Genomic DNA, 16,142 nt, shown 5'->3' on the forward strand with positions numbered 1-16,142 from the left:
TCGCGATATTCGAATCGCTTCAGTCTTGATACAATGGGCCGTCTATAACAAATAACGGAACTTACGGTTACATACATTACTATGGACGGTAAGTTGTTGCTTTATTGTACGCATAAAGCCTCCAATTGAATACTAGTATGAATCAGCCAACATCACTCTATCTTGCTTCTTTATTGGAAGTAGAGTGGCAAAACCCCGACGAATTCGAATTTCCAAATGAATTTGCCAAGCACTGGCTTGAAGAGCAAGGGTCTTTGTCACGTCGTTTAAAGCAACACTGCCAAGCATTAACGGTAGAATTGCTACAAAATCAGATCGTCACTGCGGCGACGTTAAAACAGGACGAAAGCCAGTTATTGTCCGAACAAGATTGCTTACTGCGAGAGGTAATTTTGTGTGGTGACAATGATAACTGGGTTATCGGACGGACATTGATTCCTCGCTCAACCTTAGTTGATCAGCAGTATGATTTGGCTCAACAAGGGGATATCCCATTAGGACTAACAGTGTTCAGCGCAGACAACGTTGAGCGAGACTCTTTGCAAATGGGATGGGTAGCCGTACCAGAAGGACGTTTGTTAGCGCGACGCTCAAGGTTGTGGATGAATCACAAACCGATGCTGGTCGCCGAGTTATTCTTATCTAATTCACCAGTTTACGCTAAGGAGACAGTGTAAATGTCCGCAGAAAAAGCCAAAGCATATTGGCAACTGATGCGCATGGATCGCCCGATTGGTTCACTGTTACTGATGTGGCCAACGATTTGGGCGCTAATTATCTCAGCCCAAGGGATGCCGAGTTGGGATGTATTTATCGTGTTTGTATTGGGTGTATTTCTAATGCGTAGCGCGGGGTGCGTGATTAATGATTTTGCTGACCGCAAAGTCGACGGCCATGTAAAACGTACCAAACAACGCCCACTGCCATCAGGGAAAGTAACAGCAAAAGAAGCGATTGGATTATTTTTGGTTTTGGGTATCAGCTCATTCTTGTTAGTGCTGACCATGAACCCGTTGACGATTCAGCTATCCTTCGCTGGCATCGTGTTGGCGTTCATTTATCCATTTATGAAGCGTTACACTCATATTCCACAGCTCTTTTTAGGCTTGGCGTTTAGCTGGGCAATTCCAATGGCGTGGGCTGCACAAACCGGGGAGCTACCACTGATAGTTTGGTTTGTGTTTCTGATTAACGCTTTATGGACCATTGCTTATGATACTCAGTATGCGATGGTCGATCGCGATGATGATTTAAAGATTGGCATTAAATCGACGGCAATTTTGTTTGGTCGTCATGACAAACTCATCATTGGGGTATTGCAACTGATTACGCTCGCGATGTTGGTTTGGTTAGGGCAGTTCTACCAATTGGGGCAAAGTTACTACTGGACCCTTTTGATTGCAGCGTCGTTGTTTGTTTATCAGCAGCACTTAATTCGTCACCGTGAGCGGGAGTTGTGCTTTAAGGCTTTCCTCAACAACAACTATGTTGGCATGGTGATAGCGATAGGGTTATTGGTCGCATTTTGGTAAGCGAAGAAATAGCAAAAAGGCATCCGATTGGATGCCTTTTTTCTTATTTTGGAAGAAGGTAAAACGGTTACGACTGAAGTTGATGAATACTCTCTTCGATCGTCAGTTTCACTTCTGGATAAAGCAGAGTGAATAGTAATCGTGCAAATTGCTGCGTTTTCTTCGTGTCACAGTTACCATCGTTATCGAGGTATTTTTGCTGTTTGAGCGTATTGAACATAGCGGTAAACACACCTTTATCGAAGAATTCTGGCGCATTAATACCGTGTAAGCGTCCTAAACGTTGAGCAATATCTTGGCTCTTCTGTTCTAGGTCCGATTTACCGAGCTCTGGGTAAGCAACAAGCAAGTTCATCGCGATAGAGTAGCGCTGCAGTGTTTCCGTGATTGTACGACCTAGCAGAACCAAAGGCTGGTTGTTCGACTGATTGATCTCCAGCTTATCACCATCGAGGCTAATCATTTTCTGCTCGGCAAACTCATGCAGTGTTTTAACGACCAATTCATCCAACTCGTCTTCTTGATAGCTTAAGAACAACTCTTTCTTCAAGAATGGGTAGATTTGCGCGACATTCGCTTGAATCTTTTCTACCGAAAGGTTGCGCTGACGAATGATCATCTGAGCAATTAATGATGGCAGAGCAAACAAGTGGATGATGTTGTTGCGGTAGTAGGTCATCAGGATTGACTGGCTACGATCCAGCGAAATGATGTCACCCATGCTATCGGTTTCAATCACGAACTTATCAAGCGAAATCGCATGATCGACCAACTCCTCAGCACTTTCGGTAGGGATAGTGGAGGTGCTTGAGTACGGGTTGTTTTTGAGTAGCTTTAAGTAACACTCAATCTGGTTGATCAGCGAGTCACGAGAAAGTGCACGTTGACGAGAAGCAAGCAGTGCGGTTGCACACAAGGTCAACGCGTTTGCTGCCGCCGCATCGTTGATGTGTGTCATCATCTTATTAGCAAGGTCATTGACCACAGGATTCATCCATTGTGGTTTGTTACCACCCATGCTGTCGATGTCTTTCGTCCACTCAGGAGCATGTTCGTTCAAGTATTGGTTGAGCTGAATTGGCTCACCGAAGTTCACATAGCCCAAACCAAAGTTACGCAGTTTACGCAGAGTACGCAGTACAAGCCCTGCGTTTTCTTTCTCTTTGCGTTTGCCACGCAGCTCTTTCGCGTAAGTGCCTACTTCCATTACGTGCTCGTAACCGATGTAGACCGGCACTAGCGTTACTGGGCGGTTTAGACCACGCAGCATTGCTTGGATAGTCATAGCCAGCATACCCGTTTTCGCTTGCAGTAAGCGACCTGTACGTGAACGGCCACCCTCACTGAAGTACTCGACTGAATAGCCTTTGGCAAACAGCTCGGCTAGATACTCACGGAAAATGGTTGAGTACAGCTTGTTGCCTTTAAAACTACGACGAATAAAGAATGCCCCACCGCGACGGAAAAGAGGACCGGCCGGGAAGAAGTTCAGGTTAATGCCTGCCGCAATATGCGGAGGCACCATGCCTTCATGGTATAAAACGTAAGACAACAGTAGGTAGTCCATGTGACTACGGTGACACGGAACGTACACAATTTCGTGGCCGTCTTGCGCTAAACGACGCACAGTCGAGGCGTTATTGATGTGCAACCCTTGGTATAGCTTTGTCCATAGCCAACTCAGGATGCGGTCGCCGTTTTTCACTAGACCGTAGGAGAAGTCGGCGGCGATTTCATCCATGATGTCGTGGGCTTCTTTACGTGCCTTATCAATCGAGATGTTTTTGCTCTTGGCTTCGTCAGCGATCGCCAGTTCAATAGCTGGGGATTTTAATAAACGAGCAAACAACACTTGGCGTTGTGGCAGGTTTGGGCCTGAAGCAGCCAGTTTCTGGCGTGAGAAGTGGATACGCGCCACGCGAGCCAATTTGTGCGCAATTGCGCTGTCGGTACCGTGAGAGTTTGCCATATAACGCAGAGATACCACGGGACTAAAGCGAACTAAGCAGTCGCGTCCTGCCGCCATTACCGCTTTGGCTTTTTGCGGACCATTCATCGGTTGAAGGTAAGGCTTTTGGTTCTCTTCTTTACCTGGCTTACGACCCCAAAGCACGGTTGCAGGGATCATTTGAACATCCAACTCACTGTCCAGTTTATGTAGTTCCAGTAAGTCAGTGAACAGAGAGACAGAATCGGTTGGGACATCATTATCGTTGTTCATCACAGTTGGACGCGCAGCGATAAAGACGAAACGGTTCAGCGTTTTGCCATTGATTTCCAGCGGACTGAGCGGGTCGGGTAGACCAAGGCTCATGGCTTGTTTTTGCAGTGTCAGCAAATCCACGTTCGAGCGGAACGGTAGGGCATATACAATCGGCTTAGCGAGGTCGATATTCAGATCTTCAATCGGGTTCGACGGGATTGTGGTGCCCTTTACCAGTACCGATAAAGGTAGTTTTAGTAATGAACGTGAAAATGATTGTCCAGAAGACATAAAGTTCACAGCCTCAATAGGTATTCAAACAGGCCTAACCTTATTTCAGTGTCCGCTTTGCATGTCTTCTATAGAAAAAGAAATGAGTACGGCAAAAGAAATAAGCCTAGGCGATAAAATTTAAGCGCAGCAAGGATACCAGAAACTGGTCAAACCTTTTAATTTTATTGGCTGTAAATTAGTCGAACTCCTAAGTTGTTGCTTTACTTTGATTAACTGAAAAGGCGGTGTTTTAAACGCATGAATAATGAACTTAGTCAGCAAACGAAGTGCACTCCACAAATAAATTAAAAAACAACCAATTGGGTTTTCATTTGAGCATTTACTGGATATACTCACAGTTAACTGTATAAAAAGACAGGTGAGACATGAAGCCGTTAACGCCACGCCAACAACAAGTCTTCGATTTGATCAAAAGTAAAATCGATGACACCGGAATGCCACCAACTCGTGCAGAGATTGCGCGTGAGCTTGGCTTCCGCTCTGCGAATGCCGCAGAGGAACACCTAAAAGCGCTTGCTCGTAAGCAAGCAATTGAAATTATTCCAGGTGCATCGCGTGGGATTCGTATCCTACTTGATGACTCTGCCGCTAATGACGAACAGGGCTTGCCTTTGATTGGTCAAGTTGCTGCGGGTGAGCCCATATTGGCTCAGGAACACGTAGAAGCGCACTACCAAGTCGACCCTGCGATGTTCAAGCCGCAAGCGGATTTCTTACTTCGTGTAAATGGCGAAAGTATGAAAGACATCGGGATTATGGATGGCGATTTGCTCGCTGTGCATAAAACCCAAGACGTGAGAGACGGTCAAGTTGTCGTTGCGCGCGTTGATGATGATGTGACAGTAAAGCGTTTAGAGCGCAAAGGCTCAACCATATTACTGCATGCTGAGAATGAAGAGTTTGCCCCAATCCAAGTGGACTTGACGTCTCAGCATCTTACGATTGAAGGCTTAGCCGTTGGTATTATTCGTAATACCGATTGGATGTAAGTGTATTTAAGCAGCCCAGTTCATCTGGGCTGTTTTGTCTTTTCTCTTCTTTTCTCTTTTTCTACTTCCTCCAAAAGCTTGCTTATCATCTTGACCTTGTTTGTTTTGAGCAATTTATAAGCTTGATAATGTAATTGATATTCATTATCATCTATTTCAATGTCTATGTTTTCTCTCTGGCGCAGGAAATGCCCATGTCTCAGTCTAAACATCAAGTTCCTAACCATTTATTAAAGCCACTGTTATTGCGTAGCCGTGAAAGCATGGTCGACAATGGCTTGGTGTACGATCCGATTGCTGCTAAAGCGTGTTTGAGCTGTAAGATGGCGCCGGATTGTTTGAGTGGTGATATTGCGCAGAAGCAATTGCTGCACGTGACGCTGACCCAGCTTTGTGACCAGCAGGTTAGTCACTTCTTACAGCAGTATCCCGATGCTTGGATTATCAATGTCGGAGCTGGGCTGGATACCCGCTTTTATCGTTTGGATAATGGACGCTGCCATTGGATAGAGCTGGATGTGACGGAAAATTTGGTATGGCGTCAGCGCTTGTTCCACAAAAATGAACGTTATGAACATCGCTGTGGCAGTGTGGATGAAATGTCGTGGCTAGAGACGTTAGCCATTCCAGAGCAAGCACCGGTACTCATTTTATGTGAAATGGCACTGCTCGATTGCACAGAGCGTCAAGTCGCGAAATTTATTCAAACCTTGGGTCGACATTTTGTCTCTGCTGAACTGTGTATGGTGCTGGCAGGAGATTTAACGGAAACCAAGTGGGGACAAAAGCTTGGCTCTGATCGCTATGCACATGGCTTTGAAGCGCCCGCAGAACAGATATTGCAATGGTTACCATGGGCACAGTGGGTGAAAGCTTTTTCGCCATTCGATCGATTCTGTTCTCGTTGGAAAGCTTGGCAGCGTTGGCTTAATAAGATTCCAATGTTGAAGCATCGCCTCACGCCAGTACTCGTTCATATCAAGTGGTAATTGGCTAGTCGTTAAGCGCTCAGGTACACTCGTCGATCTTACTGATGAGGTGCCTGTGACAAATTCAATCTTCTCTCCTTTATCTAACCCAAAAGTTCATCGCCAAGTCTTAGCTTTAGCGATACCTATGGTGCTGTCGAATATTACTGTTCCATTGCTCGGTTTGGTCGATGCTGCGGTGATTGGTCATCTAGACCACGCTTGGTATTTGGGCGGTGTTGCGTTGGGCAGTACCATGATCAGCGTGACATTTTGGCTGCTTGGTTTTTTGCGTATGTCGACTACTGGGTTGGCGGCGCAGTCCTATGGCGGTGAAGACCGAAAGCAACTTGCCTTGGTGTTCATGCAAGGCTCACTCATGGCACTGCTGTTTGCGTTAGTCTTCCTTATTGCCCATAACCCGATTGCTGATTTGATCTTTGGTTGGAGTGACGCCAGTGCTGAAGTGAAGCACTACGGCATGCAATATTTCTCTATCCGAGTGTGGAGTGCCCCCGCTGCGCTAATGAACTTTGTGTTGTTGGGATGGTTGCTCGGAACGCAAAATTCCAAAGCACCAATGTGGATGGTGATCATCACTAACGTGACTAATATTGTCCTCGATTTGTTGTTTGTGATGGGTTTGGAGTGGAAAGTAGAAGGCGCTGCGCTGGCATCGGTGATTGCTGACTACTCAGGTATGGGTTTTGGTCTCATGTGTGTCTGGAAAACCTGGCGAGAGAGGCAATTACCATCACCTCAAAAGTTGCTAGCCAGCACTCAACACGGTTTAGGGCGCTTCGTGAAATTGAATCGCGATATTTTCTTACGCTCTTTGTGTCTGCAAGCGGCTTTTAGCTTTATGACGTTCCAAGGCGCGAGCTTTGGTGATGAGGTTGTCGCTGCAAATGCGGTTCTGATGAGCTTCCTGATGATTATCTCGTATGGCATGGACGGCTTTGCTTATGCAATGGAGGCCATGGTCGGGAAGGCGATTGGTGCCAAAGATAGGCAACAATTGAGTGCATCGCTTGTCGGCACTTTCTTTTGGAGTTTGGTTATTTGCTTAGGACTGACCGCGCTCTTTGGTTTGGCGGGATCGGAGTTGATCGCCATGATCACTTCAATTGAGGCGGTACAACAGCAAGCAGCGGTGTATCTACCTTGGCTGGTGGTGATGCCACTTGCGTCGATGTGGTGCTTTCTATTGGATGGCATTTTTGTCGGTGCAACCAAAGGCAAAGACATGCGCAATAGTATGTTTGTCGCGACCAGCAGTTTCTTCGTTGTCTTTTACTTATTCGCCGAGTGGGAAAATCACGCGCTGTGGTTTGCAATGACGAGCTTTATGTTGATGCGGGGTATTGGTTTAGGGGTTATCTTTCTCTACCAATGGCACAAGGATACCTTCCTCGCACAATGTTGATATAAAAACAGCAGGTCCAAGCCTGCTGTTTTTCTGTCTGCTATCAAGAAGCATAGATTAGAACAAGCGGTTCAAACCATTCAATGCAGCGACACGATACGCTTCGGCCATTGTTGGATAGTTGAAGGTGGTATTGACGAAATACTCGATGGTATTCGCTGAGCCTTTTTGCTCCATAATAGCTTGACCGATGTGGATAATTTCCGCGGCACGTTCGCCAAAGCAGTGAATCCCTAAAATTTCTTTGGTTTCACGATGGAACAATATCTTCAAGCTGCCGATGTCTTTCCCTGCGATCTGTGCACGAGCTAGATGCTTGAACGAAGAGCGTCCTACTTCATACGGTACTTTCGCAGCTGTTAGCTCTTGCTCGGTTTTACCCACAGAGCTAATCTCAGGGATGGTGTAGATACCCGTTGGAATATCATCAATCAGATAGTTTTCTGCCTGACCTTTCGTAATGGCTTGTGCGACAAATCGCCCTTGGTCATAAGCGGCGCTTGCAAGGCTAGGGTAACCGATGACATCGCCTACAGCATAAATGTGTTCAATATCGGTTTGGTAGTTACGGTTTACTTTTAGTTGTCCGCGAGAGTCCGCTTCCAGACCCACTGCGCCCAAATTCAACTTATCGGTGTTACCTGTTCGACCATTCGCATACAACAAGCAGTCCGCCTTCATCTTCTTGCCAGATTGTAGGTGAATAATCACGCCATCTTCTGTGCCTTCGATTTTTTCATAGGTTTCATCATTACGAATTACCACACCGCTGTTCCAGAAGTGGTAAGACAGCGCATCTGACACTTCGTTATCCAAAAACTCCAACAAGCGGTCGCGGGTATTGATAAGGTCGGTTTTCACTCCAAGTCCGCGGAAGATAGAAGCGTATTCACAACCTATAACGCCCGCACCGTAAATGATGATATGGCGAGGGTCGTGTTTCAGGCTCAAAATGGAATCACTGTCGTAGATGCGCTCATGCAAGAAATCAACGTCGTTAGGCTGATACGGACGAGAACCCGTCGCGATGACAAACTTATCCGCTGAATAGATTTCTTCTGTGCCGTCGCTTTGCATTACTGCAATTGAGTAGTTATCGATAAATCGCGCGGTTCCGAACAAAAGTGTGCATGAGTTACGGTCATAAAAGCCCTGACGAAGTCGAGTTTGCTTATCAATGACCGATTTAGCATGACCTAAAATGTCAGAAAATGTTGCATGAACGCTGGTGTTGTTTCGGCAAAATAGCGGGTTGCTATTAAATTCGATGATGCGGCTAACGGCATGACGCAGTGCTTTTGATGGAATGGTACCCCAGTGAGTACAACCGCCGCCGACACTGCTTTCTTTCTCGACAATGGCAACATTCAGTCCCGCTTTGGTTAATCCCATTGCAGCCCCTTCTCCGCCAGGGCCACTACCGATTACGATCACGTCATAGTGATTAACATGCGCCATGATGCCTTCCTTGTTATATTTGCTTAACATTGCTTTAGCGCGATTTTAACTCATTTACTCTATTGGTACACGTCATGCCTGTTAGAGAGTGGAAGTGATCACGCAGAATCGAACAAAAGGATGATTTGGTATGTTGTATGTCTATAAATTGCATCGAGAACATTGCAATTAGATGCATGCCAATAGTAACGTTCTCCGCGCTCAGAGCGAGCGAAGCAACATATCTTTCTCCGTAGGAGCAAATTGCGTTATATTGAGGCTCTTGTACCCTACAGAAAAAGAGCAAGTTAAGAATGAAATCGATGGGAATCCGCGCACAGCAAAAAGAGAAGACACGTCGATCATTGATCGATGCGGCATTTAGTCAATTAAGTGCGGATCGCAGCTTTTCCAGCCTTAGCTTGCGAGAAGTCGCCCGAGAGGCAGGGATTGCACCGACTTCTTTTTACCGCCACTTCAAAGATATGGATGAGCTAGGCTTAACTATGGTCGATGAAGGCGGTTTGCTACTACGTCAACTGATGCGTCAGGCGCGTCAACGTATTGTGAAAGAAGGTAGCGTAATTCGTACCTCGGTCGAAACCTTTATGGAATTCATTGAAAGTAGTCCGAACGTTTTTCGTTTGTTGTTGCGTGAGCGCTCCGGCACTTCTGCTGAATTTCGTACCGCTGTTGCTCGAGAAATCCAGCATTTTGCGGCAGAATTAACCGAGTATTTAATGAGCACCGGCGTGACCAGAGAAGAGGCGTATACTCAAGCAGAAGCGTCTGTGACTTTGGTTTTCAGTTCGGGGGCTGAAGCTTTAGATTTAGATCGACGTGAGCGCGATGAACTCGCCGAGCGATTGATCATGCAATTGCGAATGATAGCCAAAGGGGCCTATTGGTATCGCAAAGAACGTGAACGTAACCGATTAAAAGGCGGGATAGAATAATGTCGAATGGAAATAAATCTGAAAAGAAAACGCTGATTTTGGCACTGGTTGCAGGTATGTGTGGTGATGCTTTATTGTCATGGTTGACCATGAGTGAAGTATCGTTTTCAATCTTCCCATTGATTGCACTCGTACTGGCTGTACAAGCTCTTTACCAAGAGTACCTAAATAACCCGGTATCAGAAGATATCCCATTAGTTGGCTTGGCGTGTTTCTTCGTAGGTGCGTTTGGTCACTCTGCGTTTATTAAAGCGCAATACCCAGAAGCAGGCTCAAACTTCTTTGCGATCATGGTTTCAATGATCTTACTCGCATGGATTGGTAAGAAGCTAGGTTTTGTCAGCAAGAAGACTTCTGCGGAATAAGCAAAACGAATCAAATTAAAAAAGCGAGCCATTGAGCTCGCTTTTTTTTGTATTTGACGCGGTTGGTTACGCTTTGCGTTCCAATAGCACGCCCGCTTCCATATGGTGGGTATAAGGGAATTGGTCAAACAGAGCAAAACGCGTCACGTTGTGTGTTTCGCATAGAATGTCCAAGTTCTCTTTTAGAGTCTCAGGGTTACAAGAGATGTACATGATGCGCTCGTAACCTTGCACCATTTTACAAGTATCGGCATCCATCCCAGCACGTGGTGGATCGACAAAAATCGTGTTGCAGTTGTAGCTCTTCAGATCCACACCTGCATCTTGTAGACGACGGAATTCACGCTTACCTTCGATCGCTTGAGTAAATTCCTCTGCTGATAGACGTAAGATTTGTACGTTATCAATCTTATTGGCAGCGATGTTGTACTGTGCAGATACAACCGATGGTTTAGCTAGCTCAGTTGCCAGGACGCGGTCGAAATTCTGTGCCAAGGCCAGCGAGAAGTTACCGTTACCACAGTAAAGTTCTAGTAGGTCACCAGTGCTTTCTTGGGTACAGTCGACAGCCCATTCCAGCATCTTCTCTGCGACTTTGCCGTTCGGCTGAGTGAAGCTGTTCTCTACTTGTTGGTAGATGTAGCTTTGACCATTTACATCGAGCTTCTCGATAACGTAGTCGCGGTCTAGGACAATCTTCATCTTACGAGCACGACCAATGATGTTTAGATTGAAGCCTTCATCATTTAAACGCTGTTTAAGGGCTTTCGCGTTTTCAATCCACTCTTCATCAAGTTGGCGATGGTAAAGGAGTGAAACCAGAATCTCACCACTTAGTGTCGATAGGAAATCCACCTGGAACAGTTTACGACGTAGTGAGTCGTTGTCTTTCATCGCTTCAACCAATAGCGGCATCAGGTCGTTGATCAGACGGCTTGCTGCAGGGAGTTGGTCAACACGGTACTTCTCACGAGTTTCTTGGTTGAACATGATGTAGTAAAGATCTTCGCCTTCATGCCAAACACGGAACTCAGCACGCATGCGGTAGTGCTGCTCTGGTGATTCAAACACTTCCAGTTCTGGCACGTTGTATGGCGCGAACATATCCGTGAGACGTTCGACTTTTTCAGCCAGTTGTTCTTGGTAGCGTTGTGGATTTACATCAAGAGTAGCCATGATCTTACCTTTTATGGTGCATTCAATTTAAGAGCGCAGATTTTATTCAATCTCAATAGGATGTCCAGTTTTGTACTGGAATTGATTTAAAGATAGTGCGTACAGACAGAGTAGAAAGCAAAATCAATCAAAACGTTACAACTTATAAGGGCAATATTGGCTGGACAAATAATCAATAGCTGAATAATATTTGCCTCAAGTTGGTGTTATCTAGCAATCTAGATGGCTGAAATGGGAATCTGGTGTGAATCCAGAACTGACGCGCAGCGGTAAAAGAGAACGAACGCTCATCAGACACTGCATTAGTTTATGTGGGAAGTCGAGCAAGTAGGCGGTACACCCGTGCTCTTGAGTCCGAATACCTGCCAACAACTGAGCCACAGCACTGGACTGTCATGATGACAGGGCTCGGAAGGAATTACGCGATTTAGGACAATACAATGAGAAAATCCGCACTGGCGATCACTTTGGCATCGCTGCTTTCACCTGTCTCTTATCTACAGGCCCAAGAAACCTCCACTGACGAAACCATCGTTGTGACTGCAAACCGTTTTGAGCAAGCCGAAAGCCGTACGTTGGCAGATGTCGAAGTGGTTACTCGACAAGACATTGATCGCATTCAAGCGAAAACCCTACCAGATGTGTTGCGCCGTCTTACGGGGATTCAAGTTTCACAAAATGGTGGTCGTGGTCAGTTAGCGTCTTTATTTGTTCGTGGTACCAGTTCCGACCAAGTTCTAGTACTGGTTGATGGCGTACGTTTTGCGCGTGCAGCGAAGGGCGCTGTGGACTTTAACCAAATCCCACTTACTTACGTTCAACGGATTGAGTACGTGCGTGGTGCGCGTGCGTCACTTTATGGTTCAGAAGCGATTGGTGGCGTGATCAATATCATCACCATTGCGCGTGCTGACGAAGAAGGAACGAAGTTAAGCGCTGGTTTAGGTAGCTTAGATTACCAAGAATTGAGTGTGGCATCTGGCATTAAAGTCACAGAGAGCGGCCAACTGAATATCGCGCTTGGTAGTGAAAGTGATGATGGCTATAACGTTCGTCCTGTACCGGGAGTTAATGACGGCGATCGCCATGGCTTTGATACAAAGAATGGTCTGCTAGGTTACGTGCATAACTTCAATGACCAGTGGTCTGTATTTGGTAACCTACGTGCTTACGAAAATGTTTATCAATATGACAGCAGCTACGGCAGTCGCGGTTATTACGAAGCAGAAAAAGACGACCTTTCTGCCACTCTGGGCGGTAAGTATCAGTCTGGTAACGTGATGTCAGAACTACAAGTAACGGCACAGAAACAGAAGTCTTGGAACTATGAGCAAGCAAAAGGCAAACACTCAGGTACTGAAGATGAACTTGAACAGCAAAATGTCCAGTGGACCAACAGTTACTTGTTAAACAACAATACGACGTTTGCTGGTGGTATTGATTGGCGCAACGAATCTTACAAAGACAAGAGTGCGAATAAAACGTTTGATCGTACCAATGGCGCTCTGTTTGGTATGGCAACCACTAGTATTGATAAAGCAATGCTTGAGGGCAGTGCTCGCTTGGATGATAACGAAGAATACGGTAGTGAGTTCACTTACAGCTTAGCGGCTGGTTACCAGTTTGTGCCAGAGTTTGGGGTTAAAGCTTCTTTTGGTACTGCGTTTAAGGCTCCAAACCTATATCAACAGTATGACCCAACGTACGGTGAGAAAGATCTTAAGCCGGAAGAGTCAGATGCTTGGGAGCTAGCATTCAGCGGTGATGTCCAAGGCGTTTTTTGGTCCGTAACGGGTTATGACTATAAAATCACGAATCTTATCGATTACCATCCAACCACATACAAATATTTGAATGTCGATGGTGAAACACATATCCAAGGTGTGGAGCTTGTTGCTGAGTTTGATACAGGGATTGTGCAGCACCAGTTGAGTGCGGATTACAAAGATGCTGAAGACGATAAAGGGCATCAATTGCAGCGCCGCGCTAAAGAAATGTATAAGTGGAACGCTTTAGTGAGCTTCGATAAAGTGGACTGGTCGGTTAGCTATCAGTATGTAGGTAAGCGTCCAGATGTGGATTACAGCACTTGGCCTTCACAAGATATCACGCTTTCTTCTTACTCGTTGGTTGATACGGCTGTGACTTACTATCCGAATGAGTCGACCTCTATTAGCGCTCGTATCGATAATCTATTTGATAAAGAGTATGAGATGGCAAAAGGTTACCCTGCCGCGGAGCGAGCGTACTATCTAAACGTCGGCTACGAATTCTAATCGTGAATGAACACAAACCGCCTTCGGGCGGTTTTTAATATTTTTGTGATGGAAAATCGAATGACGAAACCTAAGCAAGTGGTGATCAGTTGGTCCAGCGGTAAAGATTCGACATTAACGCTTGAGCGCCTTAACGAGAATCCAAATTATCAAGTTGTCGGTTTGTACACGACTTACGTAGGGAAAGAAGTCCCTTTCCAAGCAACTCCGCTTGAGGTTGTACAAATGCAAGCAGACTTACTTGCGCTTCCGCTCATTACTATCGAACTGCCTGAAGTCTTTCCGAGTAACGACATTTATCAATCGACCATCGTTAATGCATTACAAAGTAGTGGTCTGAATATAGAAGCTGTCGCATTTGGCGATATGTTTTGCAATGGCATTGCCGAGTACCGACGCAGCTATATTGAACCTGCTGGCTGGGAGTGCGTCTTTCCGCTATTAGGGGAGAGCAGCGACAAACTAGCGATGGAAATCATAGAGCGTGGTATTCAAACGATGTTGATCACCATCGACGGAAGTGTTCTCCCTCCAGAGTGGTGTGGTCGCTGGTATGACAAAGTCCTAATAGAGTCATTACCAAGTCAAATTGATCCCTGTGGGGAAAATGGTGAATTTCACACACTGGTCACGTCTTCGCCGTCTTTTCAAGGGCATATCGAGCTAACGAAGCGAGATGTAGAATCTGGAGATAGATTCAGCCATCAAAGATACCATGCTAAAGCATTGCCAAAACAAATCTAAGCAGTATGATCGCAACGTTTCTGTTCTTTAGGTAAGGCTCGTGCGAGTAGCAAGTAAGAAAAAAGTCCTAGTTTTTGACTCCGGTGTTGGTGGTCTTTCTGTATTCCAAGAGATACATCGCCTATTGCCGCATCTTGACTACTTATACTTATTCGATAATCAGGCTTACCCTTATGGTGAACTCGATCAGGCGGTACTCATTTCACGAGTTAACCAACTGGTCTCTTCATTAGTCGAAGAACACCAAGTCGACATTGTTGTCATTGCTTGTAATACGGCAAGCACCATAGTGCTTCCTTCCTTACGTGAAAATCTATCGATTCCCGTTGTTGGTGTTGTCCCTGCGATTAAACCCGCATCGCTTTTGGCATCAAAAGGGGTAGGGCTGATCGCCACTCCGGCGACAGTAACACGCCAATATACTCACGAGTTAATACGAGACTTTGCGCAAGGCAAACCAGTTGAGCTGTTGGGATCAACTCGCTTGGTGGATATGGCCGAAGAGAAGTTGCGAGGCAACAGCGTTTCTCTAGACGAACTGACAAAAATCCTGCTTCCGCTTCGCGATAAAGTAGACGTTGCGGTGCTCGGTTGTACTCACTTCCCTTTAATCAAAGAGGAAATTCATCAAGCTTTGGGTGGGGACGTTACTTTAATTGATTCGGGTGCAGCCATTGCACGTCGAGTAAAAGCATTACTATTAAGTGATGAAATTGAGGATACGGAAGAGGGAAGTAAGTCGATTTATGCCAGTGCAACTCCTTGGCAGGAAGATGCACTGAACATTTGTTTAAAGAAGCTAGGTTTTAATCCCGTTCTGGTTTACCACCATCCGGGTGTTTAGGATCGTTCGCAATTCTCACTTTTAGCGTTCTCTCCATATATTCCTTTTCATTCAGTTTAGCGATAGCTGGCTTGGCATCTGCCGCAGCCATCACGACAAAACCAAACCCTCTTCTTTTTCCAGTGCGCTTATCTTTCATTAAGCGTACTGCATAGACCTGTCCATATTCAGCAAACAAATCGCGAACGTGACTCTCATTGGCCTTATAAGGAAGGTTGCCGACATACAGAGTTTTAGTTGATGGATCCGAGTCTGTTGATTGAATAGAAGGTGTCTGGCTAGAAAATGAAAATAAAAAAGCAGTAGCGATAACACCAATGAGAAAACTCAAGGCTGGTGGGATGGTGACTTGAGAGAAGACGATTCCCCCAACGACGGCCAGCCCAGCACATAAAATCAGATTTTTTTTAGACGTCATTTTAATTACTACACATAGTGATAAAGAGATCGATTGTCCATTAACAGAATAGACACATGAATCTTACGTATATGGTTGGTGTTTTTCCAACCAATTGCTGTGATATGTCTCAAATGTGACGAAGAAATATGCAAATATCACGCTTTTGGCTAACTAATGACCTGTTGAAAGTTTTTTTGCAAAAAACGCTTGTACTAATTTCTCAACTCCCTATACTGCGCATCCACCGACACGGAGTGAGACGAAAGTCACACAGCTAATCGGAAATGAGAGAAAAAGAAATTTGAAAAAATGCTTGACTCTCTCACGGTGCGGAGTAAGATGCGCACCCCTAACGACGAGCAACTAAGTTGCTGGATAAGTTAGAAAAGCTCTTTAAAAATATAAACCTATCAATCTGTGTGGGCACTCGTTGATGATAATCCAATTAGATACCTCGGTATCAAATTAGGTTTCAATGAAACGAAGTGACCATTGAATCGAAAGATTCAGCACAGTCAATTCAAACATTACT

14 protein-coding genes and 1 riboswitch are annotated in these 16,142 nt (G+C 45.5%); of the genes, 10 read left to right on the top strand and 4 right to left on the bottom strand.

All coding sequences use genetic code 11. The annotated features are described in order from the left end of the window. Positions 1-137: 137 nt before the first annotated feature. Both L3V30_RS21805 and ubiA read left to right on the top strand, forming a co-directional pair. On the top strand, positions 138-677 hold the full coding sequence (locus tag L3V30_RS21805; RefSeq protein ID WP_080955994.1) for a chorismate lyase: 540 nt from the start codon (positions 138-140) through the stop codon (positions 675-677). Beyond that, entirely contained in the window at positions 678-1,532 is an 855-nt protein-coding gene (gene ubiA, locus L3V30_RS21810; protein ID WP_005393780.1) for a 4-hydroxybenzoate octaprenyltransferase, read from the top strand. A 67-nt stretch (positions 1,533-1,599) separates the two neighbouring features. On the opposite strand, the gene plsB is transcribed toward ubiA, so the two are convergent. Continuing rightward, positions 1,600-4,026 (bottom strand): glycerol-3-phosphate 1-O-acyltransferase PlsB, encoded by a 2,427-nt coding sequence (plsB, locus tag L3V30_RS21815; protein ID WP_237309850.1) that lies wholly within the window; start codon positions 4,024-4,026, stop codon positions 1,600-1,602. Between the two features lie 368 nt (positions 4,027-4,394). Here plsB and lexA point away from each other — a divergent pair, with 368 nt between their 5' ends. The 3 genes from lexA to dinF all read left to right on the top strand — a co-directional run bounded on the left by lexA (position 4,395) and on the right by dinF (position 7,412). Further along, on the top strand, positions 4,395-5,018 hold the full coding sequence (lexA, locus tag L3V30_RS21820; protein ID WP_005393778.1) for a transcriptional repressor LexA: 624 nt from the start codon (positions 4,395-4,397) through the stop codon (positions 5,016-5,018). Between the two features lie 194 nt (positions 5,019-5,212). Next, the gene (locus L3V30_RS21825; RefSeq protein ID WP_005393777.1) at positions 5,213-6,007 is read left to right on the top strand and encodes a class I SAM-dependent methyltransferase; all 795 of its coding nucleotides are present in this window, start codon (positions 5,213-5,215) and stop codon (positions 6,005-6,007) included. 55 nt (positions 6,008-6,062) lie between these two features. Continuing rightward, entirely contained in the window at positions 6,063-7,412 is a 1,350-nt protein-coding gene (gene dinF / locus L3V30_RS21830; RefSeq protein WP_237309852.1) for an MATE family efflux transporter DinF, read from the top strand. A gap of 57 nt (positions 7,413-7,469) precedes the next feature. Here the strand turns inward: dinF and sthA are convergent, their stop codons facing one another. Then, complete coding sequence (sthA, locus tag L3V30_RS21835) at positions 7,470-8,900, bottom strand: Si-specific NAD(P)(+) transhydrogenase (RefSeq protein WP_005389689.1); 1,431 nt, start codon at positions 8,898-8,900, stop codon at positions 7,470-7,472. A 263-nt stretch (positions 8,901-9,163) separates the two neighbouring features. Here sthA and fabR point away from each other — a divergent pair, with 263 nt between their 5' ends. Then, the gene (gene fabR, locus L3V30_RS21840; RefSeq protein ID WP_005378632.1) at positions 9,164-9,805 is read left to right on the top strand and encodes an HTH-type transcriptional repressor FabR; all 642 of its coding nucleotides are present in this window, start codon (positions 9,164-9,166) and stop codon (positions 9,803-9,805) included. Further along, entirely contained in the window at positions 9,805-10,170 is a 366-nt protein-coding gene (locus L3V30_RS21845) for a YijD family membrane protein (protein WP_005378634.1), read from the top strand. Before fabR ends, L3V30_RS21845 begins: the two co-directional genes overlap by 1 nt. 66 nt (positions 10,171-10,236) lie before the next feature. On the opposite strand, the gene trmA is transcribed toward L3V30_RS21845, so the two are convergent. Beyond that, a complete protein-coding gene (gene trmA / locus L3V30_RS21850) occupies positions 10,237-11,346 on the bottom strand; it encodes a tRNA (uridine(54)-C5)-methyltransferase TrmA (RefSeq protein WP_237309854.1) in 1,110 nt (369 codons plus the stop codon). A gap of 184 nt (positions 11,347-11,530) precedes the next feature. Then, positions 11,531-11,731, top strand: a riboswitch (cobalamin riboswitch). Between the two features lie 55 nt (positions 11,732-11,786). On the opposite strand from trmA, the gene btuB reads away from it, so the two are divergent. From btuB to murI, 3 genes are read left to right on the top strand one after another with little or no spacing between them, the layout of a single operon-like run. Further along, complete coding sequence (gene btuB / locus L3V30_RS21855; RefSeq protein ID WP_074190022.1) at positions 11,787-13,622, top strand: TonB-dependent vitamin B12 receptor; 1,836 nt, start codon at positions 11,787-11,789, stop codon at positions 13,620-13,622. A gap of 60 nt (positions 13,623-13,682) precedes the next feature. Beyond that, entirely contained in the window at positions 13,683-14,366 is a 684-nt protein-coding gene (locus tag L3V30_RS21860) for an ATPase (RefSeq protein WP_085344494.1), read from the top strand. Between the two features lie 40 nt (positions 14,367-14,406). Then, the gene (gene murI, locus L3V30_RS21865; RefSeq protein WP_046874611.1) at positions 14,407-15,210 is read left to right on the top strand and encodes a glutamate racemase; all 804 of its coding nucleotides are present in this window, start codon (positions 14,407-14,409) and stop codon (positions 15,208-15,210) included. Here the strand turns inward: murI and L3V30_RS21870 are convergent. Beyond that, positions 15,173-15,628, bottom strand: a complete 456-nt coding sequence (locus L3V30_RS21870; protein WP_170892846.1) for an RNA-binding protein — start codon at positions 15,626-15,628, stop codon at positions 15,173-15,175. The two genes, murI and L3V30_RS21870, sit on opposite strands and share 38 nt — an antisense overlap. Positions 15,629-16,142: the final 514 nt, after the last annotated feature.

It is taken from the genome of Vibrio sp. A1-1 (genome assembly GCF_021728175.1).
Lineage (GTDB): Bacteria > Pseudomonadota > Gammaproteobacteria > Enterobacterales > Vibrionaceae > Vibrio > Vibrio diabolicus.

Excerpts from the sequence above, each read along its gene's own strand:
- L3V30_RS21870 (WP_170892846.1), bottom strand. The coding sequence starts at position 15,628 with ATGACGTCTAAAAAAAATCTGATTTTATGTGCTGGGCTGGCCGTCGTT.
- btuB (WP_074190022.1), top strand. The coding sequence starts at position 11,787 with ATGAGAAAATCCGCACTGGCGATCACTTTGGCATCGCTGCTTTCACCT.
- fabR (WP_005378632.1), top strand. The coding sequence starts at position 9,164 with ATGAAATCGATGGGAATCCGCGCACAGCAAAAAGAGAAGACACGTCGA.
- L3V30_RS21860 (WP_085344494.1), top strand. The coding sequence starts at position 13,683 with ATGACGAAACCTAAGCAAGTGGTGATCAGTTGGTCCAGCGGTAAAGAT.
- sthA (WP_005389689.1), bottom strand. The coding sequence starts at position 8,900 with ATGTTAAGCAAATATAACAAGGAAGGCATCATGGCGCATGTTAATCAC.
- lexA (WP_005393778.1), top strand. The coding sequence starts at position 4,395 with ATGAAGCCGTTAACGCCACGCCAACAACAAGTCTTCGATTTGATCAAA.
- L3V30_RS21805 (WP_080955994.1), top strand. The coding sequence starts at position 138 with ATGAATCAGCCAACATCACTCTATCTTGCTTCTTTATTGGAAGTAGAG.
- plsB (WP_237309850.1), bottom strand. The coding sequence starts at position 4,026 with ATGTCTTCTGGACAATCATTTTCACGTTCATTACTAAAACTACCTTTA.
- L3V30_RS21825 (WP_005393777.1), top strand. The coding sequence starts at position 5,213 with ATGTCTCAGTCTAAACATCAAGTTCCTAACCATTTATTAAAGCCACTG.
- trmA (WP_237309854.1), bottom strand. The coding sequence starts at position 11,346 with ATGGCTACTCTTGATGTAAATCCACAACGCTACCAAGAACAACTGGCT.
- L3V30_RS21845 (WP_005378634.1), top strand. The coding sequence starts at position 9,805 with ATGTCGAATGGAAATAAATCTGAAAAGAAAACGCTGATTTTGGCACTG.
- ubiA (WP_005393780.1), top strand. The coding sequence starts at position 678 with ATGTCCGCAGAAAAAGCCAAAGCATATTGGCAACTGATGCGCATGGAT.